Source organism: Pseudomonas sp. GNP012, from assembly GCF_054343835.1.
The window spans coordinates 3,160,527-3,184,687 of the sequence record NZ_JBTGUU010000001.1 but is presented as its reverse complement, the minus strand read 5'-3'; the positions used below and the strand labels follow the sequence as shown (position 1 = coordinate 3,184,687).

Sequence of the window (24,161 nt, the reverse complement as noted above, 5' to 3'; positions counted from 1 at the left end):
AGCGCAAAGATCGGGCGTGAATGATCGGTTAAATCGATTTGTTGCGCGCGGCCCAGTATTGCCCGGCGGTTTCAAAGGCCTGTTCGCGGCTCTGGCCGAGTCCACGCAGGGCCAGGGCCATAGTCGAGATCAGGGCCATTTGCGGGTAGCTGTCGACCACATCGCCACGCCACACCGCTTTCAGGTGCTCGGGATCGAGCGAGGCGGGTTTGACATGACGTTGCGCCGACAACTGCGGCCATTCCTCGTCCCAGCTCTGGCCGCCAGTGGTACCGTACAGATGGCTGTCGGCGTCCGGGTTGATCTCGATTTCGCCGCCATCGCCCTTGATCACGATCGCGGTATCGCCGAGCAAGCCGCTGGCATCGCGATGCACGGCCTGATAGCCGGGGTGGAAAATGCTCTGCAGGCCGCAACGCGCACCCAGCGGATTGAGAATCCGCGCCAGCGAGTGGATCGGCGAGCGCAGACCGAGGGTGTTGCGCAGGTCGATCATCCGTTGCAGCTGCGGTGCCCAGTCCACCAGCGGCATGAAGGCCAGGCCGCCGTTATCCAGTGCCGAGCCGACCTGTTGCCAGTTGCGGCACAGCGGGATGTTCAATTCACCCAGCAGTTGCTCGCTGTACAGGCGACCGGCCGTGTGGGCGCCGCCGCCGTGCATGAAAATCCGTACGCCGTTTTGCGCCAGGCACTTGGCCGCCAACAGGTACCACGGCAAGTGCCGTTTCTTGCCGGCGTAGGTCGGCCAGTCCAGGTCCACCGCCAGCGCCGGAGGGTTCAGGCGTTCGCGCAAGGCTTCGGTGAACCCGGCCATTTCCTCGGCGCTTTCTTCCTTGTGCCGCAACAGCATCAGGAACGCGCCGAGCTGGGTTTCCTCGATCTTTTCATCAAGCACCATGCCCATGGCCTCGCGGGCCTCGACCCGGGTCAAGTCACGGGCGCCGCGCTTGCCTTTGCCAAGGATCCGCACGAACTGGGCGAACGGGTGCTCGGCGGGCGTTTCGAGAGTCAGTGCTGGGTAATCGGTCATAAGCAATTCGTCGGTTTGGGCAGGCCCGCCAGCTTCGCGGCGAGTTTGGCGGGGGTGCCTTTGAACAGTCGGTTCAGGTGCAGGCTGTTGCCTTTTTCCGGGCCGAGTTTCAATGCGGTGTACTTGATCAACGGGCGGGTGGCCGGTGACAGCTGGAACTCGGCGTAGAAACTGCGCAACAGTTCGAGGACTTCCCAGTGCTCGGGCGTCAACTCGATGTCTTCGGCAGCCGCCAGGGCGCTGGCCACATCGGCAGACCAGTCATTCAGTTCGACCAGGAAGCCGTCCTTGTCCAGCTCGATGGCGCGGGCACCGACCGTCAATGCATTCATAGCCAACTGTTGACCTTGTCATAGTGAATCGACAGTTCGACGAAGGCCGGGTAATCGATGGCCCGGGCCCAGTCCGGAACCACCAGCGCACGGGCCTGGGCATCTTCGGCCAGGACGAACAGTTTCAGGCCACGGGTGCTGAGTGCCGTGAACGGCGCGGTGCCTGGCTGCAACGCATAGGCGGCATCGCCGGACAGCAGCAAGCCGTCGTTGGCGCCGATCACGCGCAGGCAACTGGTCAGGCGTTCGTCGCCGAACGGGGAGTGAGACAACACATGCAAAGTCGACATCAGAGGGTGATCACCTGGTCGTAGCGGTCAATGAGGGCGGTGATTTCGTGGGCGGCCAACACCCGGGCTTCTTCCAGCGCCAGGCCGCTCGGGTCGAGGCCGCGCCGGGCGATGCTGTCGCCACAGGCGAACAGTTCCTCGACACCGAACATTGGCAGGGCTTGCAGGTTGGCGCTCAGGTCTTTTTGTTGCAAGGCCCTGGCGTTCTGGCTGGCGGCCAGCTGGAACACGCCGTCATCGAGAAACAACAGGCCAATCGGCAGATCGAAGGCGCCGCCGGCCAGCACGATATCCAGCGCTTCCCGCGCGCCCGGGCCGGACCATGGCGACTGGCGGCTGATGATCAATATGGATTTGGCCATGTCATGCGCCTCCGAAACAGATCAGGCGGTCGGCATCCTGCGCCGCGTCATGCAATTGGCCGAGGCCGGACAATTCCCACGGCGCACCGACGGCAACGGCCTCGCGCTGATAGCGCCGGGCTTCTTCTTCATTCAAGACGCCACGACGCAGCGCGGCGGCGATGCACACCACGCCATCGAGTTGATGGTCGCTGACAAAGGCGCGCCATTGCTTGGGCAAGTCCGCTTCATCCTGGGGCGTGACCACGCTGGCGGACGCGTTGTAGACACCGTCCTGATAGAAAAACAGCCGGACGATCTCATGCCCGCCGGCCAGCGCCGCTTGGGCGAATAGCAGGGCGCGGCGCGAGGAGGGCGCATGGGCGGCGGAAAACACGGCGATGGCGAACTTCATGACAGACTCGATCAGCGAAACTGCGGCCATGATAAAGCTTTATCGGCGGGGCGGCTAAATGGATGTTGTCCGGGCGGGCCTCTTCGCGAGCAGGCTCGCTCCCACAAGGGATTTGTGTCGGATACAAATCAGCAATCACCACAGGTCCACTGTGGGAGCGAGCCTGCTCGCGAAGGCGGCACCACAGTCAACACAAGACTCAGCGCGGCATGTACCCCAACTGCCAGCGCCGCGGGATCTTCAACGACAATACCCCGAGCGCGGCAGCCAGCAGGCCACTGGCAAACAACGCCTTGAGCCCCAGGTGATGTTCCAGCACGGCACCGAGTACCGCACCGGCGAACATGCCGGTCCAGGGAATCAGTTGTACGCGCCAGCCGTTACGGCGCTCGCCGAGCATCCAGCGGCCCAGTCCGCGGCCGAAACGCGACAGGGCTCCGGTAACGTAAGTCAGGCCCACCGGCAGGCCGTTCACTTCTTCCACCGCGGCGTTGAGCATGCCCATTGCAATGATCGCCGCCAGCAGGGCCGGCAGTTGCGCCTCATAAGGCCAGGCTGCGGCAGCGCACAGCAGGGTGGCGATGCACAACAGCAGCGGCAGGGCCCGGCGGCGACCCAGGCGACTGACGATAATGCCCAGCGCGTTGCCGACGATGAAGGTGGCAACGAGTATCACCAGGCGCAGGGTCAAGCCAAGGTCGCCAGTGCTGATGGCGACAGCCATCCGGGTGGTGTTGCCGCTCATGAACGAGACGAAGTCGCCGCTGGCCATGAAGCCGATGGCGTCGGTCATGCCGGCGAGTACCGAGAGCATGGCCACCAGGCTCAGGCCTATGCGCCCGCGCCATTTCTGCGTGTGCAAGTGACCGGGGCTGGCGTGGGTCCTGGCGGTGTTGGGCAGCATGGGCGATGGTGTCCTTGAACAGTGCTTAGGGTTTTATCCCATTCAACTCGCAATACTCGAGCCAGTCCATGCCGGCCATTTCCGCGACTTCCCGGTGCACTTCCAGGCGCTGCGCTTCGTAGTCTTCGGCCGTAGCAGCCGTCAGTTGCAGCGTCAGCTCCCAGGCGAACAATCCTTGTCGTTCCGCCTCGGCTTCGAAGGCTTCGTGCAAGCGTTCGTCGCGGTACTGCGCCGGGGTTTCACCCTTGGCCTGGGCCTGCAACGGGTTGAGGTTGTCGAGGTCGTGGCGCAACTCGGGGCGTTCGTCGAGAAATCGCTTCAGTGCCTGCTCATGTTGCTGCTCGGTTGCCGCCATGGTCGCTCCTTGAGAACGGATTACGAGGATTGCTTCTTGCTGGCCTTGGCCGCTGCCGCCAGGCATTCGAGGGCAAACTGCTCGGTGTAGGTCATCTGGATCGGCGTGGTTTCGCCTTTGACGGTTCTTTCGCCGTCGAGGATGTAGCGAATCCGCTTGTCGGTGACGCCGATTCGCTTGGCGATCCAGGACGGCGTCTGCCCGATCTGGCTGATCAGCTTGTCGGCATATTCAGTGCTCGGTTTGTAGAACTCGGCATTAGGTGTCATCAGATTTCCAGTCAGGGGTGCGATGGGGCGTTATTGGCGCGACAGGGTGCGCGAATCGTTGTGCGCTGTCGCGGTATAAATGCAGTAAAGCAGAACGATACGGGCTGCCGGGGTGATAAAGTCCGCTTTTTCCCGATGAGTGAATGCAATGCGAATTCTGATGGTGGCGCTGGCCGTGACGTTGCTGGCCGGATGCGCCAGCTCGGCGATGAACGACGCCCGCACCAAAGCCCCGTACAAGACCCTGAACTCGGAAAAACCGGGAAAGGACGTCGCCCAGTGCGTACAGTTTTCCTGGCAGGACGAGGCTGTGTTCGGCGTTGATGCCGCCGCCTATCTGGAACCTGGCGAGAAGGGCGGCACGACCGTTTATACCCGTTCGGCGGAGTCCTTCGTCGACGTGACCAGCGATGCCTCGGGCACGGTGTTGAGCTACTACGCACAGAAGGATGATTTCGTGGCCAAGCGCCGGTTGGCGGCGTTGGCGACTTGCCTCTGATCTGACGCTGTACCCCCTGTAGGAGCGAGCTTGCTCGCGATGGTCGTCAACGAAAACGCTGGGTGCCTGACACCCCGCGGCGTTCCGGTTTTTTTCGCGAGCGAGCTCGCTCCTACAGGGGGGCGGTATGGATCAATAGCTCAGGCGCTTCTGGAAGAAAAAGTGCTTGTGCCCCGGCGGGTAATCGGCAATGTGCCCGATCTCGCTGTAGCCGCATTTCTTGTAGAACTCCGGCGCCTGGAATTCGAAGGTGTCGAGCCACAGACCGACGCAATGCCGTTCCCGCGCCAGGTCCTCGGCCATCTGCATCAGTTTCGAACCCAGGCCCTGTCCCCGTGCCTGTTCCGGCACCACCAGCAAGTCGATGTACAGCCACTGGTAAAACAATCGGCCATGCAGGCCGCCGAGGATCTCGTCGTTGTCGTCGCGCACCAGCAAGGCGATGTGCTCGGGCACGTTGCCTTCGGCCTTCGAGCCGTTGTAGGCGCGCAATGGCTTGAGGATGGCCTGGCGTTGCTCTTCCGTGGGGTTTTGCGACAGTTCGATACGCAGGTTCATGGCTATATCCTTATGGCAGTGAAGCCGCAGCCTATCCCGGTTGCTGTGATTGTTCCATCCCCGGGAAAGTTGAACCGTCGCCAACCCACAGCTGTCATTCCTTAAGACGCGTCACTCCTGACGCCGCTGATGAGGACAACGCCCCGTGAACATTTTTGAAGCCTTGCGCGAAAGCCACGAACGCCAACGGACCTATGCCAAGGCGCTGATCCGTACCAGCGGCGATACGCCTGAGCGGATCGAGGCGTACAAGCAACTCAAGTCAGAATTGCAGGCTCACGCCACGGCCGAAGAGCGGCATTTCTACATTCCGCTGATGAAGTTCGACAACGGGGTCGACCTCAGCCGTCATGGCATCGCCGAACATCACGAAATGGACGAAATGATGGAGGCGCTCGATGACACCGAAATGTCCAGCCCGGCCTGGCTGGTGACCGCGAAGAAGCTCTCGGAGAAGGTGCATCACCACCTCGAGGAAGAAGAGCAGAAGTTCTTCCAGATGGCCGGCAAGCTGCTCGACGACAAACAGAAAGAGTCGTTGGCCGGGCAATACGAGAAGGAGTACAAGGCGCAACTTGCTTGAGGAGGCAGGTTTTCACCTAACATGTGCACTCTCTGACAAATAACAGGACGCGTTGTCATGTCGAACACAGCCGAGCGGGTCAACATCCTGGAGTCCCAGGTGTTGTCCCACGACTGGTACCTGCTGAAGAAAATCACCTTCGATTACCAACGCAACAACGGCGAGTGGCAACGCCAGGTCCGGGAGGTCTACGACCGTGGCAACGGCGCGGCGATTCTCTTGTACAACCGCGAAAAGAAAACCGTGGTACTGACCCGGCAATTTCGCCTGCCGGTGTTCGTCAACGGTTACGACGGGCTGTTGATCGAAGTGGCGGCGGGGTTGCTGGAAGGCGCGGCGCCTGAAGACCGCATCCGCGATGAAGCGGAGGAGGAGACGGGTTACCGCGTGCACCATGTGCAGAAGGTGTTCGAAGCGTTCATGAGCCCCGGTTCGGTGACGGAAAAACTGCACTTCTTCATTGCCGAATACGACGCCAGGTCGAAAGTCAGCGACGGTGGCGGGCTGGAGGCGGAAACCGAAGAACTGGAAGTGCTGGAGTGGGCGTTCGACGATGCACTCGAAGCGTTCTACCGTGGCGAGATCTGCGACGCCAAGACCATCATGCTGCTGCAGTATGCGGCGATGAAAAACCTTTTCAATCAATCCTGATCTCCCCGTAGGAGCTGCCGCAGGCTGCGATCTTTTGATCTTTTAAATGCAAGATCAAAAGATCGCAGCCTGCGGCAGCTCCTACAAGGTCAAAAGCCGGGCAGGCGCGCGGTGCCGGGCGTTTGCCCGCCTTCAAGGGTGAGCAACAACGCCTTCGCTTCCAGCCCGCCGGCAAACCCGGTGAGCTTGCCCGACGCACCAATCACCCGGTGACACGGCGCCACGATCGAAATCGGGTTCTTGCCATTCGCCGCACCCACCGCCCTGACCGCCGCCGGGTTGCCGATCTGTTCGGCGATCTGGCTGTAGCTGCGGGTCTCGCCGAACGGGATGGTCAGCAGCGCCGCCCAGACCTTTTTCTGAAATTGCGTGCCGGCAAAGTCCAGTTCCAGTTCGAAGCGATCGCGGGTGCCGGAAAAATATTCGCTTAGTTGCGCGGCGGTGCGCATCAGGATCGGATTGTCCGGCGCCTCGCTCATCGGGTCGAGGCGCACCCGCCCGGGTTTGTCGTTTTCCCAGAGGATGGCTGCCAGTCGCGAACCGTTCGCCACCAGCTTCAACTGGCCGACCGGGGAATCCACGGTGATGCAGGTATAGGTCATGCCAGGGCTCGCGGGAAATTGCTGAACAAGCGTTAAGGATACTGTGTCGACGAGGAGGCGCAATACGTAATCCCGACCATACTTGCTCACTGATTTTGAAGCGTTCCCCTGGTTAATAACAAGAAGAGACCGACTCATGAAGTACGAACCTTTTGCCAAATCGCTGATTGCGACCTCATTGGCTCTCAGCTGCCTGACTGCTCACGCCGCCTCCGTGGCCCCGGCGACGGGCGAAAACGGCATGGTGGTCACCGCCCAGCACCTGGCCAGCCATGTGGGCGTGGATGTGCTCAAGAACGGCGGCAACGCGGTCGATGCAGCGGTCGCGGTCGGCTATGCTCTGGCGGTAGTGTACCCCGCGGCAGGCAACCTCGGCGGCGGCGGTTTCATGACCATTCAGTTGGCGGACGGGCGCAAGACCTTCCTCGACTTCCGTGAAAAAGCGCCGCTGGCCGCCACCGCCAACATGTACCTGGACAAGGACGGCAACGTCGTTCCCGATCTCAGTACCCGTGGCCACCTGGCCGTGGGTGTGCCGGGTACCGTTTCGGGCATGGAACTGGCGCTGTCCAAGTACGGCACCAAGCCGCGCAAGGAAATCATCGCCCCGGCCATCAAGCTGGCCGAAGACGGTTTCGTACTGGAGCAGGGCGACGTCGATCTGCTGGACTACGCCACCGACATGTTCAAGAAGGACATCAAGGATTCCGGCTCGATCTTCCTCAGTAACGGCGAGCCGATGCAGGTCGGCCAGAAGCTGGTGCAAAAGGACCTGAGCAAAACCCTGCGGGAAATCTCCGAGAAAGGCGCCGACGGCTTCTATAAGGGCTGGGTGGCCGACGCCATCGTCACCTCCAGCCAGGCCAACAAGGGCATCATCACCCAGGCCGACCTCGACAAGTACAAGACCCGCGAACTGGCGCCCATCGAGTGCGACTACCGTGGCTATCACGTGGTCTCGGCGCCGCCACCGAGCTCCGGCGGCGTGGTGATCTGCCAGATCATGAACATCCTCGAAGGCTATCCGATGAAGGATCTGGGCTATCACTCGGCCCAGGGCATGCACTATCAGATCGAAGCGATGCGCCACGCCTATGTGGACCGCAACAGCTACCTGGGCGATCCGGATTTCGTGAAGAACCCGATTGCCCACCTGCTGGATAAAAACTACGCGACCAAGCTGCGCGAAGCGATCAATCCACAAAAAGCCGCGGTATCGAGTGAGCTCAAGCCCGGCGTAGCGCCTCATGAAGGCAACAACACCACGCATTACTCCATCGTCGACAAGTGGGGCAATGCGGTGTCGGTGACCTACACCCTCAACGACTGGTTCGGCGCGGGCGTGATGGCGAGCAAGACCGGGGTCATCCTCAACGATGAAATGGACGACTTCACCTCGAAAATCGGCGTGCCGAACATGTACGGCCTGGTGCAGGGCGAGGCCAACGCCATCGCACCCGGCAAGGCGCCGCTGTCGTCCATGAGCCCGACCATCGTCACCAAGGACGGCAAAGTGGTGATGGTGGTCGGCACTCCGGGTGGCAGCCGCATCATCACCGCGACCTTGCTGACCATGCTCAACGTGATCGACTACGGCATGAACATCCAGGAAGCGGTGGATGCACCGCGTTTCCACCAGCAGTGGCTGCCGGAGGAGACCAACCTGGAAGCCTTCACCACCAGCCCGGACACAGTGAAGATCCTCGAAAGCTGGGGGCACAAGTTTGCCGGTCCACAGGACGCCAACCACCTGGCGGCGATCCTCGTCGGTGCGCCGTCCCTGGGTGGCAAGCCGGTGGGCAAGAACCGTTTCTACGGGGCGAACGACCCTCGGCGTAACACCGGGTTGTCGCTGGGTTACTGAGGGTTGTGTCCGGAGGGGGGCGGGCTTATGTTCGTCCCCTGAACCATCGACCGTTCAAGGAAGGAAATCATGACCACTGCGTTGTTAATCATCGACGTTCAGCAGGCTTTGTGTTGCGGTGAGTACGAGTGCTTCGAGATCGGACGAGTCATCAACACCATCAATGACCTGTCCGCCCGGGCGCGCAAGGCCGGCGTGTCCGTGGTGCTGATCCAGCACGAAGAAACGGGGAGCCCGTTGGCGCATGATGTTCCCGGCTGGCAACTGGCCGCAGGGCTGCAAACCACGCCCAAGGATCATCGCGTGCGCAAGACCACTCCGGATTCGTTCTACAAGACCAACTTGCAAAATCTTTTGCCGGTGCAGGACTTCGAGCGCCTGGTCATCTGCGGCTTGCAAACCGATTACTGCATCAATACCACCGTGCGCCAGGCCCTGAAACTGGGCTATGACGTGGTGCTGGCGAGCGATGCACATTCCACCGTCGACAACGGCAACCAGACCGCCGAAGACATCATCGCCGAACACAACAAGGACCTTGCAAAGCTGACCGGTTCCGTGGCGCGGATCGATGTGGTCCCGGCCAAGGACATCCATTTCTGAAACCACCGCATCCCCCTGTGGGAGCGGGCTTGCCCGCGATGAGGCCAGCACATTCAACATAGATGCTGGCTGACCCACCGCCTTCGCGAGCAGGCTCGCTCCCACAGTAATCCCGGTTGCCCGCAGATGATGCGTACACCCACTAACCCTGTGGGAGCGAGCCTGCTCGCGAAGGCGTCATTCCAGCCACCGTTGATGTCAGCTGACCCACAGCTCCCACAGGGCCCTACACCGCTCCGAAAATCTCCATCAGCTCGTTGAGGAACGCACTCACCAGGTCCTTCTGACGAGATGAATGCCGCACCGCTGCATGAAAGCTCACCTCATAACGCAGCAGATCCGGGTTCAGCGGGTGCAATTGCCCCAGCTGTTCATGCCGGGTCGCGTAGTGCTGTGGCAGAAACCCCAGGTGCTGGCCGGACAGGATCAGCAGGGCGGCGCCGTCCATGCTGTCGGTGAGCACGGTCAGGCGTTCGATGGAGGTGGGGGCCGGCATCTCCGGCAGCGGATGGCTCGGCCAGACCCAGTCAAAGCCGCTGACATCTTCGCGAGTCAGTGCGCCGACCTTGCCGAACAACGGATGCGAGGGGGCGCAGTAGGCAATCTGGGTTTCCGGAAACAGCGGGAAATAATCGATGCTGGGCAAGCGGTGCCAGAAGTAACCAATGGCCAGGTCGATATGGCCGTTGATGATTTTCTCTTCCAGCAGGGACGACGACAGCTCGGTGAAATGGAAGTACAGCCCCTCGTGCCGAGCCCGCAAACGGGCAATGGCCAGGCCGATTTTCTTGTTCGCCACCGGATCGATTTGCCCCAGCAGGCCGATGTTGATACTGCCCGAGACTTTGCGGTTGATGTGCTGTACCTCGACCCGGAATCCTTCGGCCGCCGCCAGCAAGCGTCGGGCCGCCTCGATGAACTGCGTGCCTTTGGGCGTGACGGAAAACCCGCCACGCCCGCGTTCGCACAGACGGAAACCGACCCGCGCTTCCAGCGTCGCCAATTGCGCGCTGATCGTCGGTTGTGTGGTGTTGAGGGCGGTTTGCGCCGCCGAGATGCCGCCCGCTTCGACGACGGTCAGAAATACCCGGATCAGACGCAGATCCAGCTCCGTTACAGTTCCCAGCATGGGGGCTCCCGGTTCTCGATTACATAGGCACTGATCTATGTGAACAGTGTGCCTGCGATATTTTACTGCCCGAACTCACGCCCTACATTGCCGTGAAACCAGCGTCATCGTCAGCTTTTTCTGGAGTTTCACCCGATCTGGACGTCGTAGCGAGCGCTGTAACCACAAAAACAACAAACACCAGCATAGGAACAATCGTATGTCAGGTTCCCCAGTGTCTGCGCGCGCCGCCGAGGCGAGTGGCGGATTGGCCATCGAAGGCCACTCCATCGATTACATTCCGGAAAACGAACGCCACGCCAAACTCAGCAGCCAGGGGCCGTTCTGGTTCCTGGGCAACTTCCACTTCTTCACCATCTCCATCGGCTTTGTCGGTCCGAGCCTCGGCTTGTCCGCACTGTGGACCATGCTCGCCGGTGCCCTGGGCATCATGTTCGGCACCATTTTCATGGCGTTCCACGGCTCCCAGGGCCCGGAAATGGGCCTGCCGCAGATGATCCAGTCCCGCGCCCAGTTCGGCTATCGCGGGGTGATCCTGGCGTTGATGGCGACGATGTTCGTGTTCGTCGGATTCAACGTGGTGAACATCTCGCTGATCATGAACGGCCTGGAACATGTGTTCGGCATTGACCCGACCATCGTCGCCGTCGCCGTGGTGCTGATCGGTGCGCTGTTGTCGATCTACGGCCACGACCTGATGCACAAGGCGTTCAAGTGGGCCTTGCTGGCGACCTTGCCGCTGTACGCCCTGGTGACCATCGCCCTGATGTTCGGTGCGGGTCAGGAAGGCGTCACGCCGGCGGCCGATCTGGGCTTCAACTGGGTGGCCTTCGCCACGCTGTTCGCCATCGGTGCCAGCTACAACATTTCCTATGCGCCCTACGTGTCCGACTATTCCCGTTACCTGCCGAAAAACACCAGCCGGGTGAAATTGATCGCGGCGGTGTTCATCGGTGCCTCGTTGTCCGGCAGCTGGATGATCGGCCTCGGCGCCTGGCTGGCGCAGCAGTTGAAAGCCGCGGATGCACTGGTGGCGTTGAATCAGGTCGGTTCTTCCATGGTGCCGGGGTTGGGCAATCTGCTGGTGATCGTCTCGGTGGCGGGCTTCCTGCCGATCATCGCGCTCAACACCTACAGCGCCATGTTGACGCTGCTGACCGGTGTCGACTCGATCAGGAAAATCACCCCGACACCCCGCGCCCGCGTGCTGTCGATCAGTGTGATCAGCGTGGTTCTGTTGACCTGCGTGCTGTCGATCAAAGGGGATGGCATCGCGCTGTTGAACACCTTCCTGGTGCTGTTGCTGTACTTCCTCGTGCCGTGGACCGCGGTCAACCTGGTGGACTACTTCTTCGTGCGCAAGGGCCGCTATGCGATCCCGCATTTCTTCACACCAAAGGGCATCTACGGCGCCTGGCAATTTCGCGGCATCGTCTCGTACCTGATCGGCTTTGCCGCGATGGTGCCGTTCTTCTACATCTTCGATGCCGCCGCCGGCAAAGAGGTGTTTGTCGGCCCGCTGGCGCGGGTGCTCGAAGGCGTGGACATCGCCTGGCTGGTGGGCCTGGTGGTGTCGGGGCTGACCTATTACCTGCTCAGCCGCTCGATTGATCTGGCCGCCGAACGCCGGGTGATCGATGCACTGAGCGAGAGCGACATCGTCGCCATGACCCATTCATCTGCGGAGGCAGGGCGTTGAACAACGCAAAAAATACCCTGGTCGCCTGTTGCCAACTGGCACCGAAAATAGGTGACCTGGCCTACAACCGCACGCTCACCGAGCGCGCGATTCGCCAGGCGGCGCACCAGGGCGCGCAAGTCGTCGTGCTGCCTGAGCTGGTGCAGAGCGGCTATCTGTTTGCCGACCGCGACGAAGCGCTGAGTCTGGCGGAAACCGTTGACGGTCCGACCTTGCAGTTATGGCAGGCCCTGGCCCGTGAGCTGAACCTGGTGATCGTCGGCGGCTTCTGCGAACGCCTGCCCGGCGATGAGCTGGCCAACAGCGCGGCGATGATCGACGCCAATGGCCTGCGTGCGGTGTACCGCAAGGCGCATCTGTGGGATGCCGAAAAGGACATCTTCACCGCTGGCGATGCGCCGCCGCCGGTGATCGAAACCGTGCATGGACGGCTCGGCATGCTGATCTGCTACGACCTGGAATTCCCCGAGTGGGTGCGACTGCCGGCGCTGGCCGGCGCCGATCTGTTGTGCGCGCCGGTCAACTGGCCCGACGGTCCGCGGCCGCAGACCGAGCGCCCGGCGGAAGTCTTGCGGGTGCAGGCCAATGCGTCGGTGAACCGCATGTTCATCGCCGCATGCGATCGCTATGGCCATGAGCGCGGGGTCGGCTGGGTGCAAGGGTCGGTCATAGTCGACGCTGACGGTTATCCCTTGGCCGGGCCGGCGGAGCAGGGCGGCGAGCAAATCCTGCTGGCGACGCTGAACCTCGCCGAAGCGCGCAACAAACGCATCAGCGCCCGCAACGACCTGCATCAGGACCGCCGGCCACAGCTGTATGGGTTGCACAGCACTTTGTAACCGATGATGTCATTGCGTGCTGGACGCCCGTCAGGGGCCTATGGCATCGTCGAAACGAAAGGCCATGCAGTGAACGGGATCGCAATGATGGGGGCGGGAAATAAAGTCGACGGTGACGCAACGATGGTCACGCTCAAGGCGTTCAATCATTGCGTACTGCACCTTGGCCGGCTGGCGCGGGAGAGCGGGGCTTCGCGATTCATCGCCGATGGTCTGCAGGCATTCGGTCAACTGGTGCCCTTCGCCTCTGCCTGGTGGGGCGAAATGTCTGCACCAGGTCCTGAGGTGCCCATGCAAAGCTGGATGCATGGCAGCATCAATCTTCCTGAATCCTTTGCTTGCGAATGGCATCCGGTGGCGGCCAACGATCAGTTCTCCTACGCCACGCTCAATCGTCCCGGTGAAGTGGTGCGCGACAAGGGTTTCACCGACCCTTGCGAGGCAGTCAATGATTTCGCCCGGCGCTTCGATCTCTATCACTTGATGAGCATCACCTACGAATTGCCCGAAAGCGGCCTGATGTTTTTCGTCTGCCTCTACCGGGGTGAGGATGAACAGGCGTTCGAGGAGAACGAAGCCGAGCTGTTTTTGGCGTTCTGCGATCACCTGTTCCAGCTGTGGCGGTTTCAGGTGCAGGACATGATTCGCTTCGACAGCGAAAACGGCGCGAGTGATTTTGGCATCGCGCGTATGGACGGCAGTCTGCTCTATGTGGGGGCCAGGTTGTGTGTTGCCATCCAGCGCGAACTGCCCGGCTGGAGCGGTTCCACGCTGCCGCCTGAGGTGATCGCGCAATTGTCCAAAGCCCCCTGCGTGATCCGTCTGGGCCGCTGCGCCCTGACCCTGAGCCCCAACGCCGAACACGTCATCCTGTCCCTCGATGCGCCCTCGGGCGGGGATGGCCTGGCACCTCGGGAGCGCACGGCAGCGATGCTGTTCGCCGCCGGCCATTCCTACAAAGAGATCGCCAAACTCCTCGCCCTGAGCCCCGCGACCGTGCGCACCTATCTGCGTAACTGCTACTTGCAGCTCGGTGTGAAAAGCAAGGTGGAGCTGGGCTCCGTCCTGCGTTTGCCGGGCGCGCTGACGGAGTCCGTGCGCCGGGATTAATCCCAGCCGTTTCAATTATTTGCCTGACCCCTCCTCATTTGCAGAGGTCCATTCGAACGCTGCGCCCTATAGGGTAGGCCCTGTCTATACAAGGGCTTGTGCAGCCGTTCGGGCCGCTTCAAAACAATAAGAACAGGGGTGAGGCATTTGAGACTTTCCAGGTTGTTCATCGCCGTTGCGTCGACAACGGCATTTTCCTGCATGGCATGGGGCGCGACGCCCGCCGACACGGTCATGCGCAATGGCTACGTCTACACCGTCGATGGCCAGGACTCCGTGCAACAGGCCATCGCGATTTCCGCCGGCAAGATTGTCTACGTGGGCAGCGATGCCGGGGTCGACGGCTACATCGGCAAGCAAACCCAACTGATCGACCTGGCCGGGCGCATGCTGATGCCAGGCTTCGTCGATGCGCACATGCACCCGGGGGATGGCGGTCGCGCCATGACGCTGTGCGATCTCAAATACCAGACCATGACCCGTGCGCAGTTTCAGGCGAGCATCCAGGCCTGCCTCGATGCCGAGAAGGACAAGGGCCCGGATGTCTGGCTGGAAGTCGGCAGCTGGGACCGCATGGGCATGACCGGGCTTGACGGCGACGCCGACAAGTCGACCCTGGACGCGCTCAAGACCAAGCGTCCGATCCAGGTGCGCTCTACCGATTTTCACACCGTGCTGACCAACTCTCGCGGCCTGGAGCTGGCCGGGATCAACAAGAACACCGCCGACCCCGAAGACGGCAAGTACCGACGTGACAGCGCCGGCAATCCGAACGGCATCTGCGAGGACGGCGCCGCCGAGTCGTTGGCTGCCATGGTGCCGCCCGCCACCGATGCAGAAAAACTCAACCAGACCCGTGCTGCCCTCGACGCCATGCGCCAACAGGGCATCACCAGCTTCTTCGATGCCCTGTCGGGACCGGAAAGCGCCAAGGCCTTCACCAACCTGCAAAAGTCCGGCGAACTGACCGCCCGAGCCTTGCTGGCGATCAAGCTGGACCCGGCCGCCGCTGCCGCCGACCCGGTCAAAACCATCGCCGAGGCCAAGGCCCTGGCCAACACCTACGACCAGGGCGAAGTGCATGTCGCGCCGGGCGTGAACATGCGCCACGTCAAACTGTTCATGGACGGCATCATCAATGCCCCGGCGGACACCGGCGCCATGTTGACCCCGTATCTGCACAACAGCGGCACCGAACAGGCGCCGAAGTGGACGCCGGGCAAGAACCTGGGCGAATTGTACTTCCCGCCGCAGGTGCTCAATCCGCTGTTGCTGCAAGCGGTCAAGGCCGGTTTCGATCCGCACCTGCACGCCACCGGCGAGCGCGCGGTGCGCGATGCACTGGACAGCGTCGCCTACGTGCGCAAGGAACTGCCCGGTCAGGACTTCCGCCCGGCCATCGCGCACGCCGAGTCGGTCGACCCTGCCGACTACCCACGCTTCAAGGCACTGGATGTCACGGCCACCATGTCGTTCCAGTGGGCGCAGCAGGCACCGTCCACGGTCGACGGCACCAGCGATCACCTCGGCGCCGAGCGATTCGAACGCATGGAGCCCTCGGGCAGCATCGCCCATGCCGGTGGCCGTGTGGCGTTTGGCAGCGACTGGCCGGTCGATCCCCTCGATGAGTTCCTGGCGCTGAAAGTCGGTGTCACCCGCTCCGGCGACCCCACCAACCCGCACAGCTATGGACCCAAGTATGCCGGGCGACTCAACAGCGATCCGGCCATGTCGCGAGCCGAAGTGCTGCGCAGCATCACCCTCAATGCCGCCCAACAGCTGAAGCTGGATGCGGTGCTGGGCTCGGTCGAAGTCGGCAAGTTCGCTGATCTGATCGTGCTCGACAAGAACTTCATGCAGGTGCCCGAGGAGGAGCTGGGCCGCAATGGCGTGCTGCTGACGCTGGTTGGCGGCAAGGTCGTGTGGGCCAAGGCGCCGTTCCTGGGGCTTGCGCCGAATGTGGTTTCCCAGGCTGTTACTTCCCGATCCGCCCAATAAAAACTAGAGAGCGTTCCGATGCGATTGATTCCAAACCTGTTGGCCGCCGCACTGGCCTTGTCCTCGGTGCAGGCGATGGCCGCCGCTGACCTGGTGTTGTTCAACGGCAAGGTCTTTACCGCCGAACCCGGCCAGGCGCTGGTGCAAGCTGTTGCGGTGCAAGACGGCAAGATTCTGAAAGTCGGCAGTGATGCCGAAATCAATGCCCTGGCCGATGCCGGGACCCAGCGCATCGACCTGGCGGGCAAGGTGTTGATGCCAGGCATGATCGACACCCACAGCCACCCGGTGGTGGGGGCGTTCGACAGCATGAAGGCCAACCTGCTGGACGAAGTCAAACCGCTGCCCGAACTGGAGCAGTGGCTGATCGAAGAGGACAAGGCCGGGCGTGCCCGGGCTGGCGATGTGATCAGCGTCGCCGGGGTCAGTTCGGCCTATTGGGAAAAAAGCCGTGAACTGGGCAAGGTGTTCAATCAGGGGCGCTGGGCCGATCAGCCCATCGTCTTCAGCGGCATCGACGGCCACACCGGTTGGGCCAACAACGCGATGCTCAAGCGTCTGAACATCGACGCGGCACTGGTCAAGAGCCTGCCGGAGAAAGAGCGCGGTTACGTCGGCCACGAAGCGGACTTCACGCCGAACGGCTACTTTGCCGAATCCCGCTGGGACGTGGTACGCAGCGCGATTCCCGCGCCCAGCCAGGAGACCATGCTCAAGGCCGCGAAAGAAGCGGTGCGGGTCAACAACCAGTTCGGCATCACTGCGTGGATGGACGCCGCGGCGAACGGCGGCAGTGAAGACTCACTGTTCGATTTCCATGCCACCGCAGAATCCGTCGGCGTCCTGCCGCTGTACAAGGCGCTGGCGCAGAACGGCGAACTCAGCGCCCACGTTGCCGCGTTGATGGTCACCAACCCGAAGAGCAAACCGGCCGACCTGGAAGTGATCGCCACGGTGATGAAGCAGTTCGAGGGCGTGCCTAACCTGACGTTCCCCGGCATCAAGGTCTTTGTCGACGGCATTCTCGAGTTCCCGGGGCAAACCGCTGCGGTCATCGTGCCGTACAAGAACAGCCACAAGGACGGACAACTGCTGACCGACCCGGCGCACTTCGGTGAACTGGTGGTGGCGGCGGAAAAACGCGGCTGGATCGTGCACATGCACGCCGTGGGCGACCGCGCGGTGCGTGAGGCGCTCAATGGCGTGGCCTATGCGCGCAAGCTCAGCCCGAAGCCGGTGCCGCACAGCATCGCGCACCTGCAACTGGTCAATCCCAAGGAGTTTCCACGCTTCAAGCAGCTCGGTGTGATCGCCTCGATGCAACTGCTGTGGGCCACCGGCGAGTCCTACACCGTCGAACTGGTCAAACCCTACATCAGCGCCTTTGCCTACGGTTACCAGTATCCCGCGCGGTCCCTGCATGACGCCGGCGCAACGATTGCCGGTGGCAGCGACTGGCCGGTGTCGAGTGCCAATCCGTTCAACGCCATTGCCCAGGCCAGCACCCGCAAAGGTCCGTTGGGCGTACTCAATGCCAAGGAAAGCATCGACCGCCAGACCATGTTCTATGCCTACACCCTCAACGCGGCGAAAACCCTGGGCCTGGACAAGCAGATCGGTTCGCTGGCACCGGGCAAGCAGGCTGATCTGATCATTCTCGACCGCAATGTGTTCAAGGTCAGCGATGACGACCTGTTCGAAACCAAAGTCCTGAACACCTTCTTCGCCGGCAAGCAGGTCTACGCCCCCGCGTCCTGACCTGCGAACACCCGACATAAGCAAACACCGCCAGCCCCTCGTAGCGCGAGGGGCCTGGCATCGCCATGCCTGAAATTCCCCGTACGCCATAACAACAAGAGAACTGTATGAACGCACTTTCAGCATTGACCCTCGCCGCACTGGCATTGGCCCCCCTGAGCAGCCACGCCCTGGCCCTCAACGATGACTTCAGCCTTGACATGACCCTGGGCGTGGTCAGCGACTACCGTACCCGTGGCATCTCGCAAACCCTGGGGGATCCAGCCGTGCAGGGCGGGGCAACGCTGCTGCACAGCAGTGGCCTGTACATCGGCGCCTGGACCTCCAATGTGGATTTCGGTGGCGACTTCGATACCCGGCAGGAGCTTGAGTACTACGCGGGTTACTACTGGCAGGCGAGCGAGGCCATCAGCCTGGACCTGGGCTACATCAAGTACGACTACCCGAAAAACTCCGAATTCAACCTCAGTGAGGTGTACGCCATTGTCGATCTGTATGGCGTCAAGCTCGGTGCCTATTACTCAAAGGACACACCGAACTTTTTCGGCGAGGACCAGGACACCCTGTACACCTACCTGGGTTACAAAATCGATCTGCCGGCTGAAGTCGGCCTGGAGCTGCGCTTTGGACGCAACGATGTGAAAGACCCCGCGTTCTGGTCCGCCAGTGGCGATAACCGCGAGTCTTACTACGAGTGGGAGGCCAAGCTGACACGCGACTTCGTCGGCGTGACCTGGGGCCTGAGCTACGTCGACACGGACTTGTCGAAAAGCGAGTGCAGCAGTTGGTATGGCTATGACGACCTGTGTTCGGCGACCCTTGTAGCCAGTGCAACCAAGACCTTTTAGATTCCGTCCCTGACAACAAAAACAGTTCCACAAAGGAAACACTTTCATGAGTGCTCAACGCAGTCCCCTGATCGAGACCCGCTCGATCGATTTCATTCCCGAGGCCGAGCGTCACGGCAGCCTCTACAGCCAGTTCACCCTGTGGCTTGGCGCCAACCTGCAAATCACCGCCATCGTCACCGGCGCCCTCGCCGTGGTACTGGGCGGCGATGTGTTCTGGTCGCTGATCGGCTTGCTGATCGGGCAAGTGCTCGGCGGCGCCGTGGTGGCGCTGCACGCGGCGCAAGGGCCCAAGCTCGGGCTGCCGCAGATGATCTCCAGCCGCGTGCAGTTCGGGGTGTATGGCGCGGCGATCCCGATTGTCCTGGTGTGCCTGATGTACCTCGGTTTCAGCGCCACCGGCGCGGTGCTGTCGGGGCAGGCGATTGCTCAGTTGATCAGTGTCAGCGACAGCGCCGGCATCCTGATTTTCGCGGCGTGCATCGCGTTCCTGACGATCTTCGGCTATCGGGTGATTCACTTGGTCGGGCGGGTGACCAGCGTGCTGGGCATCATCGCCTTCGCCTACCTGTTCACCCGGTTGATGACCCTCAACGACATCAGCCTGCTGCTCGACAACCGTCATTTCAGCTGGAGCACGTTCCTGCTGGCGGTGTCGCTCTCGGCGTCCTGGCAGATCGCTTTCGGCCCTTATGTGGCGGACTACTCGCGCTACCTGCCGAGCAAGACGTCGTCGTGGAAAACCTTCGCCGCTGTCGGTCTCGGCACGGTGCTGGGGGCCCAGGCTTCGATGGTGCTCGGGGTGTTCGCCGCCGCATTGGCCGGAGCGAATTTCCGTGGGCACGAAGTGGCGACCATTGTCGGTCTGGGCAGTAGCGGTGTGATCGCGTCCTTGCTGTACCTGAGCATTGTGTTCGGCAAGGTCACGGTGTCCACCCTCAACGCCTACGGCAGCTTCATGTGCATTGCCACCATCATCAGTGGCTTCCGTCGCCGCCTGGAAATCAGCGCCCGCCAGCGCATGCTGTTTGTGCTGCTGATCGTCGCGGCGTCCACCGCACTGGCGTTGGCGGGGCAGTACTCGTTCCTCAACTCGTTCAAGTACTTCATCCTGTTCCTGCTGACGTTCTTCACCCCGTGGAGCGCGATCAACCTGGTGGACTACTACTTCATCAACAAGGAACGTTACGACATCCCGGCGCTGTCCGACCCGACAGGCCGCTACGGTCGCTGGAACGTGCTGGGGATCAGCGTGTACGTGATCGGCGTGTTGATCCAGTTGCCCTTTGTCGACACCCATTTCTACTCCGGGCCGATGGTTGCGCAACTGGGCGGCGTGGACATTTCCTGGATCGTCGGGTTGTTGGTGCCGGGTGTGATTTATTACGCGCTGGCCAAGCCGTCGATGGGTGCTGTGGTGGCTGACCGGGTTTAACACCCGCTTTTGTGGCGAGGGGGCTTGCCCCCGTTGGACTGCGCAGCAGTCCCATCTTTTGGGGCCGCTTCGCAGCCCAACGGGGGCAAGCCCCCTCGCCACAGGGTTCGGCGTTTACTGGCGTTCGGGAAGTTTCCAACGCTCACGCAACTGCTCGTACTGTGCTTCAGGCAGTTGCACCAGCACCGGGGATTTGCCCGGGTCCAGCCAATCCAGCAGCCGCGCAATATCCACCGGGTCCATGGCCGTACAGCCACGGGTCGGCGCCGTGGGGCCGCGCCAGATGTGGAAGAAAATGCACGAGCCGGCAGCGGAAGAGGCCGGGGTGTTGTGCTGGATGAAAATGCCCTGGCGGTATAAGTCATCGTTGCGGCGCATGCGTTCGGAACTGCTCCAGTCCTTGGCGACCAGCGTGCCGTCGACCAGTTCGTTGTAGCGAGTCGATTGGCTGTCATCTACGCATTCGATGGTCGGTGTCAGCGACAGATAGGGCAGGCGGGTATCGGCCGAAGGCGCGTAGCCAAACGCCGTGCCCAGCTTGAACATGCCAGCTGGCGCCTTGCCGTCGCCTTCCTGTTTGACCGGTCCTTCAGGTTGCCCGTTGTCGAGCAGCCCCTTGCCCCAGCCCATGCCGTTCTTGCCGAGAACGACGGCAAAGGGCGCTTCGAATTTGCGCAAGGTCTGCCCGTGCCGTTCATAGCGCTGGGCAGTGCCCTGGATGTCATCCCAGCCTTTACTGGTGACCACGATCAGTTGGTCGCTGCCGTCGAGTCCCTGGGCCATGGCGGCCAGCGGAAAAAACGCCATCAACAGGGCCTTGAGCAGAGGGTTCATGGCGTCAACGGCGTGATGGGGAAGTCCATGACGTCCGGCTTCGGCGGATTGCCGCTGTACGTGAAGTGCCACCACTCGGCCGAATAACCCACAAAGCCTTCCTTGGCCATGGCATCGGTCAGTCGCTGGCGATTGGCCCTGGCCGTGGCGTTGATCAGCGCCGAGTCGGTGTGCGCGCGCTCATCGAAGCAATCGAAACCGGTGCCCATGTCGAGCGCGCCGTCGTGCCAGCGCTCGCCGTAAGGCGCCGTGCAATCCACCGGTTTCACCGAAGGCGTCCAGGTGTCGGCGGGCAGGGCGTCGGGGCCGGTCATCGTCAGGTCGACGGTGTTGCCCCGGGAGTGATTGGACACCCGGGCCACATACCCCAGGCGCCAGAAGTCCTGCTTGTCGACCCGCGGATAGAACTCGGTCTTGAGCGGGTCGCCGGGTTCGCTGGCGAAGCGGCCCATGTCCGCCACCGCGCGGGTCGGGCGATAGCAGTCGAATACCTTCAGGCCGTAACCTTCGGCTTTCAGTGCGCTTTGCACTCGGGCCAACGCCTTCGCCGCGTCCTGCGATAGCAGGCACTCCGCCGCCTGGTAGCCGTCGAGCGGGTGCCCGGTGAAATTGTGTGCGCTGGCGTAGCGGATGTCCTGCACGATGCCCGGGTCGACGCTGCGCACATACAGCATGTGCCCGGGTTTCGAGTCGTCGGCCATGCACGGCAGGGCAAGGCTCAGGCACAGCAACAACAGACAGGGTGAACGCGGCATCGGGAACGGCTCCATGCATGACCAGTCACTCCATCATGGCTGGAAACCGCCGGCACCTCCATGAAGTTGTTGATCGGCGTGATAGGACGAGCGCACCAGCGGCCCGGACGCCACGTTCTTGAAGCCCATGCGCGTGCCTTCTTCGGCGAACCAGGCAAAGGTGTCCGGGTGCACGAAGCGCTGCACCGGCAGGTGACTGCGCGAGGGCTGCAGATACTGGCCGAGGGTCAGCATGTCGATGTCGTGCTCGCGCATGCGCTGCATGACTTCGATGACTTCCTCGTCGGTTTCGCCCAGGCCCAGCATCAGGCCGGATTTGGTCGGTACGTGGGGCACGGCGAGCTTGAACTTCTGCAGCAGGTCCAGTGACCACTCGAAGTCCGAACCGGGGCGCGCGGCCTTGTACAGGCGCGGTACGGTTTCCAGATTGTGGTTGAACACATCCGGCGGCTCAGTGGCGGTGATCGCCAGGGCCACGTCCATGCGTCCGCGATAATCCGGCACCAGGGTCTCCAGCTGCACGCCGGGTGACAGCTTGCGGATCTCGCGCAGGCAATCGACAAAGTGTTGGGCGCCGCCGTCGCGCAAATCGTCGCGATCCACCGAGGTGATCACCACGTACTTCAGCCGCAGCTCGGCAATCGCCACGGCCAGGTTCATCGGCTCGTTGGTGTCCAGCGGCCTGGGCCGACCATGGCCGACATCACAGAACGGGCAGCGCCGGGTGCAGATGTCGCCCATGATCATGAAGGTCGCGGTGCCACCGGAAAAACACTCGCCGAGGTTCGGGCACGAGGCTTCTTCGCAGACGCTGTGCAGCTTGTGCTTGCGCAACAGTTGCTTGATCCGCTCGACCTCGGGAGAGATCGGCATGCGCACGCGAATCCAGTCGGGTTTGCGCGGGAATTCATCCGTGGGAATGATCTTCACCGGAATCCGCGCGACCTTTTGCGCGCCGCGCAGTTTGGTGCCGACCTCCACCTTGGCCGGGTGGTTGCCGGTCGATTCGACAATGGCGTTCATGGTGTTTTCCTTGTGCAGCAGGGTACTGAACCTGTGGGAGACCCTGTGGGAGCGAGCTTGCTCGCGATGAGGCCATTACATTCAGCATTGATGTTGAATGAAAGTCCGCCATCGCGAGCAAGCTCGCTCCCACAGGTTTTTTCCCACAGGGTTTTGTGTTGTGTGCTTAGTCGCGGTAGACCGGGAAGTCCGCGCACAGGGCGGCCGCCTGGCGGGCGACATTGGCTTCGATGTCGGCATCGCCCAGGTGATCGAGGATGTCGCAGATCCACCCGGCCAGGGCGATGCTTTGCGCTTCCTTGAAACCACGGCTGGTGATCGCCGGCGTACCGATGCGCAGGCCGGAGGTCACGAATGGCGATTGCGGATCATTGGGCACGGCGTTCTTGTTCACGGTGATGCCGGCACGCCCGAGGGCGGCGTCGGCGTCCTTGCCGGTCAGGCCCTGGCGGATCAGGCTGACCAGGAACAGGTGGTTGTCGGTACCGCCGGACACCACGTCATAACCACGCTCGATAAACACCTGTGCCATGGCCTGGGCGTTGCGGATCACCTGCGCCTGATAAGTCTTGAATGCCGGCTCCAGCGCTTCCTTGAAGCACACGGCCTTGGCCGCGATCACGTGCATCAGCGGGCCACCCTGGCCGCCGGGGAACACGGCGGCGTTGAGCTTCTTCTCCAGCTCCGGGTTGGCCTTGGCCAGAATCAGACCGCCACGGGGGCCGCGCAGGGTCTTGTGCGTGGTGGTGGTGACCACGTCGGCGTAGGGCAGCGGGTTCGGGTACAGCCCCGTGGCCACCAGCCCGGCGACGTGGGCCATGTCGACGAAGAAGCAGGCGCCGACCTTGTCCGCAATCTGACGAAAGCGCGGGAAGTCCAGGGTCTTCGAATAGGCCGAGAAGCCGGCGATGATCATCTTCGGCTTGTGCTCCAGTGCCAGACGCTCGACTTCGTCGTAATCGATCAGGCCGGTGGCGGTGTCGATGCCGTACTGCACCGCGTTGTACAGCTTGCCGGAAAAACTCACCTTGGCGCCGTGGGTCAGGTGGCCGCCGTGGGCCAGGCTCATGCCGAGCACGGTGTCGCCCGCTTGCAGCAACGCCAGATAAACCGCGGCGTTGGCCTGGCTGCCGGAGTGCGGCTGGACGTTGGCGTAGTCGGCGCCGAACAGCTGCCTGGCGCGGTCGATGGCCAGTTGTTCGACCACATCGACGTGCTCGCAGCCGCCGTAGTAACGCTTGCCCGGATACCCTTCGGCGTACTTGTTGGTCAGGCCGCTGCCCTGGGCCTGCATCACCCGCTGGCTGGTGTAGTTTTCCGAGGCGATCAGTTCGATATGGTGTTCCTGCCGCGCATCCTCGGCGTTCATCGCCGCCAGCAGTTCGTCGTCGTAGCCTTTGATCTGGTCGTGCTTGCTGAACATGGTGTGGTCCTTTT

General features: G+C 62.1%; 27 protein-coding genes. 12 read left to right on the top strand and 15 right to left on the bottom strand.

The window, feature by feature from the left end; genetic code table 11:
• Positions 1–28: 28 nt before the first annotated feature.
• The 8 genes from ACXX83_RS14270 to ACXX83_RS14235 all read right to left on the bottom strand — a co-directional run bounded on the left by ACXX83_RS14270 (position 29) and on the right by ACXX83_RS14235 (position 3,936).
• On the bottom strand, positions 29–1,030 hold the full coding sequence (locus ACXX83_RS14270) for a glycosyl transferase family protein (RefSeq protein WP_015094404.1): 1,002 nt from the start codon (positions 1,028–1,030) through the stop codon (positions 29–31).
• Entirely contained in the window at positions 1,027–1,362 is a 336-nt protein-coding gene (locus ACXX83_RS14265; RefSeq protein ID WP_015094405.1) for a TusE/DsrC/DsvC family sulfur relay protein, read from the bottom strand. Before ACXX83_RS14265 ends, ACXX83_RS14270 begins: the two co-directional genes overlap by 4 nt.
• Positions 1,359–1,652 carry a sulfurtransferase complex subunit TusB gene (tusB, locus tag ACXX83_RS14260; RefSeq protein WP_126046369.1) on the bottom strand — a complete coding sequence of 98 codons (294 nt, stop codon included), beginning with the start codon at positions 1,650–1,652 and terminating at the stop codon, positions 1,359–1,361. The genes ACXX83_RS14265 and tusB overlap by 4 nt, the downstream gene beginning before the upstream one ends.
• The gene (gene tusC, locus ACXX83_RS14255) at positions 1,652–2,014 is read right to left on the bottom strand and encodes a sulfurtransferase complex subunit TusC (RefSeq protein ID WP_015094407.1); all 363 of its coding nucleotides are present in this window, start codon (positions 2,012–2,014) and stop codon (positions 1,652–1,654) included. The genes tusB and tusC overlap by 1 nt, the downstream gene beginning before the upstream one ends.
• Before the next feature lies 1 nt (position 2,015).
• Positions 2,016–2,408: a sulfurtransferase complex subunit TusD gene (gene tusD / locus ACXX83_RS14250; RefSeq protein WP_007977064.1), complete on the bottom strand. Its 393-nt coding sequence runs from the start codon at positions 2,406–2,408 to the stop codon at positions 2,016–2,018.
• 199 nt (positions 2,409–2,607) lie between these two features.
• Positions 2,608–3,312: a YoaK family protein gene (locus ACXX83_RS14245; protein ID WP_015094409.1), complete on the bottom strand. Its 705-nt coding sequence runs from the start codon at positions 3,310–3,312 to the stop codon at positions 2,608–2,610.
• Between the two features lie 25 nt (positions 3,313–3,337).
• Positions 3,338–3,667 carry a DUF6388 family protein gene (locus tag ACXX83_RS14240; RefSeq protein ID WP_015094410.1) on the bottom strand — a complete coding sequence of 110 codons (330 nt, stop codon included), beginning with the start codon at positions 3,665–3,667 and terminating at the stop codon, positions 3,338–3,340.
• Positions 3,668–3,687: 20 nt separating this feature from the next.
• Positions 3,688–3,936, bottom strand: coding sequence for a hypothetical protein (locus ACXX83_RS14235; protein ID WP_008015571.1), 249 nt, complete (start codon positions 3,934–3,936; stop codon positions 3,688–3,690).
• A gap of 148 nt (positions 3,937–4,084) precedes the next feature.
• On the opposite strand from ACXX83_RS14235, the gene ACXX83_RS14230 reads away from it, so the two are divergent.
• Positions 4,085–4,435, top strand: coding sequence for a hypothetical protein (locus tag ACXX83_RS14230; RefSeq protein ID WP_217835692.1), 351 nt, complete (start codon positions 4,085–4,087; stop codon positions 4,433–4,435).
• Between the two features lie 132 nt (positions 4,436–4,567).
• Here the strand turns inward: ACXX83_RS14230 and ACXX83_RS14225 are convergent, their stop codons facing one another.
• On the bottom strand, positions 4,568–4,993 hold the full coding sequence (locus tag ACXX83_RS14225) for a GNAT family N-acetyltransferase (protein ID WP_015094412.1): 426 nt from the start codon (positions 4,991–4,993) through the stop codon (positions 4,568–4,570).
• 145 nt (positions 4,994–5,138) lie between these two features.
• Here ACXX83_RS14225 and ACXX83_RS14220 point away from each other — a divergent pair, with 145 nt between their 5' ends.
• Positions 5,139–5,576, top strand: coding sequence for a hemerythrin domain-containing protein (locus tag ACXX83_RS14220; protein ID WP_458548874.1), 438 nt, complete (start codon positions 5,139–5,141; stop codon positions 5,574–5,576).
• 57 nt (positions 5,577–5,633) lie between these two features.
• Positions 5,634–6,227, top strand: a complete 594-nt coding sequence (locus ACXX83_RS14215; protein ID WP_458548873.1) for an NUDIX domain-containing protein — start codon at positions 5,634–5,636, stop codon at positions 6,225–6,227.
• An 89-nt stretch (positions 6,228–6,316) separates the two neighbouring features.
• On the opposite strand, the gene ACXX83_RS14210 is transcribed toward ACXX83_RS14215, so the two are convergent.
• Positions 6,317–6,829 (bottom strand): methylated-DNA--[protein]-cysteine S-methyltransferase, encoded by a 513-nt coding sequence (locus tag ACXX83_RS14210; RefSeq protein WP_458548872.1) that lies wholly within the window; start codon positions 6,827–6,829, stop codon positions 6,317–6,319.
• Positions 6,830–6,965: 136 nt separating this feature from the next.
• On the opposite strand from ACXX83_RS14210, the gene ggt reads away from it, so the two are divergent.
• Both ggt and ACXX83_RS14200 read left to right on the top strand, forming a co-directional pair.
• Positions 6,966–8,693 carry a gamma-glutamyltransferase gene (gene ggt / locus ACXX83_RS14205; RefSeq protein WP_015094416.1) on the top strand — a complete coding sequence of 576 codons (1,728 nt, stop codon included), beginning with the start codon at positions 6,966–6,968 and terminating at the stop codon, positions 8,691–8,693.
• A gap of 69 nt (positions 8,694–8,762) precedes the next feature.
• Positions 8,763–9,296 (top strand): cysteine hydrolase family protein, encoded by a 534-nt coding sequence (locus ACXX83_RS14200; RefSeq protein ID WP_458548871.1) that lies wholly within the window; start codon positions 8,763–8,765, stop codon positions 9,294–9,296.
• A gap of 226 nt (positions 9,297–9,522) precedes the next feature.
• On the opposite strand, the gene ACXX83_RS14195 is transcribed toward ACXX83_RS14200, so the two are convergent.
• Positions 9,523–10,425, bottom strand: a complete 903-nt coding sequence (locus ACXX83_RS14195) for a LysR family transcriptional regulator (RefSeq protein WP_126046360.1) — start codon at positions 10,423–10,425, stop codon at positions 9,523–9,525.
• 199 nt (positions 10,426–10,624) lie between these two features.
• On the opposite strand from ACXX83_RS14195, the gene ACXX83_RS14190 reads away from it, so the two are divergent.
• The 7 genes from ACXX83_RS14190 (at position 10,625) to ACXX83_RS14160 (ending at position 20,112) form a co-directional block, all read left to right on the top strand.
• Positions 10,625–12,124, top strand: a complete 1,500-nt coding sequence (locus tag ACXX83_RS14190; RefSeq protein WP_458548869.1) for a purine-cytosine permease family protein — start codon at positions 10,625–10,627, stop codon at positions 12,122–12,124.
• Positions 12,121–12,963, top strand: coding sequence for a nitrilase family protein (locus ACXX83_RS14185; protein ID WP_458548868.1), 843 nt, complete (start codon positions 12,121–12,123; stop codon positions 12,961–12,963). Before ACXX83_RS14190 ends, ACXX83_RS14185 begins: the two co-directional genes overlap by 4 nt.
• 87 nt (positions 12,964–13,050) lie before the next feature.
• Positions 13,051–14,073 carry a helix-turn-helix transcriptional regulator gene (locus tag ACXX83_RS14180; protein WP_458550201.1) on the top strand — a complete coding sequence of 341 codons (1,023 nt, stop codon included), beginning with the start codon at positions 13,051–13,053 and terminating at the stop codon, positions 14,071–14,073.
• 201 nt (positions 14,074–14,274) lie between these two features.
• A complete protein-coding gene (locus tag ACXX83_RS14175; protein WP_458548867.1) occupies positions 14,275–16,071 on the top strand; it encodes an amidohydrolase in 1,797 nt (598 codons plus the stop codon).
• An 18-nt stretch (positions 16,072–16,089) separates the two neighbouring features.
• Positions 16,090–17,829, top strand: a complete 1,740-nt coding sequence (locus tag ACXX83_RS14170) for an amidohydrolase (protein ID WP_458548866.1) — start codon at positions 16,090–16,092, stop codon at positions 17,827–17,829.
• 107 nt (positions 17,830–17,936) lie between these two features.
• The gene (locus ACXX83_RS14165; RefSeq protein WP_458548864.1) at positions 17,937–18,677 is read left to right on the top strand and encodes a TorF family putative porin; all 741 of its coding nucleotides are present in this window, start codon (positions 17,937–17,939) and stop codon (positions 18,675–18,677) included.
• Positions 18,678–18,723: 46 nt separating this feature from the next.
• The gene (locus ACXX83_RS14160; RefSeq protein WP_458548862.1) at positions 18,724–20,112 is read left to right on the top strand and encodes a purine-cytosine permease family protein; all 1,389 of its coding nucleotides are present in this window, start codon (positions 18,724–18,726) and stop codon (positions 20,110–20,112) included.
• 114 nt (positions 20,113–20,226) lie between these two features.
• On the opposite strand, the gene ACXX83_RS14155 is transcribed toward ACXX83_RS14160, so the two are convergent.
• The 4 genes from ACXX83_RS14155 to glyA all read right to left on the bottom strand — a co-directional run bounded on the left by ACXX83_RS14155 (position 20,227) and on the right by glyA (position 24,147).
• Positions 20,227–20,946 (bottom strand): L,D-transpeptidase family protein, encoded by a 720-nt coding sequence (locus ACXX83_RS14155; RefSeq protein WP_458548860.1) that lies wholly within the window; start codon positions 20,944–20,946, stop codon positions 20,227–20,229.
• Entirely contained in the window at positions 20,943–21,701 is a 759-nt protein-coding gene (locus tag ACXX83_RS14150; RefSeq protein ID WP_458374298.1) for a M15 family metallopeptidase, read from the bottom strand. Before ACXX83_RS14150 ends, ACXX83_RS14155 begins: the two co-directional genes overlap by 4 nt.
• A gap of 33 nt (positions 21,702–21,734) precedes the next feature.
• Entirely contained in the window at positions 21,735–22,724 is a 990-nt protein-coding gene (gene lipA, locus ACXX83_RS14145) for a lipoyl synthase (RefSeq protein ID WP_458548859.1), read from the bottom strand.
• A gap of 166 nt (positions 22,725–22,890) precedes the next feature.
• A complete protein-coding gene (glyA, locus tag ACXX83_RS14140) occupies positions 22,891–24,147 on the bottom strand; it encodes a serine hydroxymethyltransferase (RefSeq protein ID WP_458548857.1) in 1,257 nt (418 codons plus the stop codon).
• Between the last annotated feature and the right edge of the window lie 14 nt (positions 24,148–24,161).

What these genes read in the sequence shown, in the direction of transcription:
- ACXX83_RS14165 (WP_458548864.1), top strand. Translation starts at nt 17,937, where the DNA reads ATGAACGCACTTTCAGCATTGACCCTCGCCGCACTGGCATTGGCCCCC.
- ACXX83_RS14195 (WP_126046360.1), bottom strand. Translation starts at nt 10,425, where the DNA reads ATGCTGGGAACTGTAACGGAGCTGGATCTGCGTCTGATCCGGGTATTT.
- ACXX83_RS14180 (WP_458550201.1), top strand. Translation starts at nt 13,051, where the DNA reads ATGGGGGCGGGAAATAAAGTCGACGGTGACGCAACGATGGTCACGCTC.
- ACXX83_RS14150 (WP_458374298.1), bottom strand. Translation starts at nt 21,701, where the DNA reads ATGCCGCGTTCACCCTGTCTGTTGTTGCTGTGCCTGAGCCTTGCCCTG.
- glyA (WP_458548857.1), bottom strand. Translation starts at nt 24,147, where the DNA reads ATGTTCAGCAAGCACGACCAGATCAAAGGCTACGACGACGAACTGCTG.
- ggt (WP_015094416.1), top strand. Translation starts at nt 6,966, where the DNA reads ATGAAGTACGAACCTTTTGCCAAATCGCTGATTGCGACCTCATTGGCT.
- ACXX83_RS14245 (WP_015094409.1), bottom strand. Translation starts at nt 3,312, where the DNA reads ATGCTGCCCAACACCGCCAGGACCCACGCCAGCCCCGGTCACTTGCAC.
- ACXX83_RS14175 (WP_458548867.1), top strand. Translation starts at nt 14,275, where the DNA reads ATGGCATGGGGCGCGACGCCCGCCGACACGGTCATGCGCAATGGCTAC.
- ACXX83_RS14225 (WP_015094412.1), bottom strand. Translation starts at nt 4,993, where the DNA reads ATGAACCTGCGTATCGAACTGTCGCAAAACCCCACGGAAGAGCAACGC.
- tusC (WP_015094407.1), bottom strand. Translation starts at nt 2,014, where the DNA reads ATGGCCAAATCCATATTGATCATCAGCCGCCAGTCGCCATGGTCCGGC.
- ACXX83_RS14265 (WP_015094405.1), bottom strand. Translation starts at nt 1,362, where the DNA reads ATGAATGCATTGACGGTCGGTGCCCGCGCCATCGAGCTGGACAAGGAC.
- ACXX83_RS14170 (WP_458548866.1), top strand. Translation starts at nt 16,090, where the DNA reads ATGCGATTGATTCCAAACCTGTTGGCCGCCGCACTGGCCTTGTCCTCG.
- ACXX83_RS14240 (WP_015094410.1), bottom strand. Translation starts at nt 3,667, where the DNA reads ATGGCGGCAACCGAGCAGCAACATGAGCAGGCACTGAAGCGATTTCTC.
- ACXX83_RS14210 (WP_458548872.1), bottom strand. Translation starts at nt 6,829, where the DNA reads ATGACCTATACCTGCATCACCGTGGATTCCCCGGTCGGCCAGTTGAAG.
- ACXX83_RS14270 (WP_015094404.1), bottom strand. Translation starts at nt 1,030, where the DNA reads ATGACCGATTACCCAGCACTGACTCTCGAAACGCCCGCCGAGCACCCG.
- tusD (WP_007977064.1), bottom strand. Translation starts at nt 2,408, where the DNA reads ATGAAGTTCGCCATCGCCGTGTTTTCCGCCGCCCATGCGCCCTCCTCG.
- ACXX83_RS14200 (WP_458548871.1), top strand. Translation starts at nt 8,763, where the DNA reads ATGACCACTGCGTTGTTAATCATCGACGTTCAGCAGGCTTTGTGTTGC.
- ACXX83_RS14230 (WP_217835692.1), top strand. Translation starts at nt 4,085, where the DNA reads ATGCGAATTCTGATGGTGGCGCTGGCCGTGACGTTGCTGGCCGGATGC.
- ACXX83_RS14155 (WP_458548860.1), bottom strand. Translation starts at nt 20,946, where the DNA reads ATGAACCCTCTGCTCAAGGCCCTGTTGATGGCGTTTTTTCCGCTGGCC.
- tusB (WP_126046369.1), bottom strand. Translation starts at nt 1,652, where the DNA reads ATGTCGACTTTGCATGTGTTGTCTCACTCCCCGTTCGGCGACGAACGC.
- ACXX83_RS14235 (WP_008015571.1), bottom strand. Translation starts at nt 3,936, where the DNA reads ATGACACCTAATGCCGAGTTCTACAAACCGAGCACTGAATATGCCGAC.
- ACXX83_RS14160 (WP_458548862.1), top strand. Translation starts at nt 18,724, where the DNA reads ATGAGTGCTCAACGCAGTCCCCTGATCGAGACCCGCTCGATCGATTTC.
- lipA (WP_458548859.1), bottom strand. Translation starts at nt 22,724, where the DNA reads ATGAACGCCATTGTCGAATCGACCGGCAACCACCCGGCCAAGGTGGAG.
- ACXX83_RS14190 (WP_458548869.1), top strand. Translation starts at nt 10,625, where the DNA reads ATGTCAGGTTCCCCAGTGTCTGCGCGCGCCGCCGAGGCGAGTGGCGGA.
- ACXX83_RS14215 (WP_458548873.1), top strand. Translation starts at nt 5,634, where the DNA reads ATGTCGAACACAGCCGAGCGGGTCAACATCCTGGAGTCCCAGGTGTTG.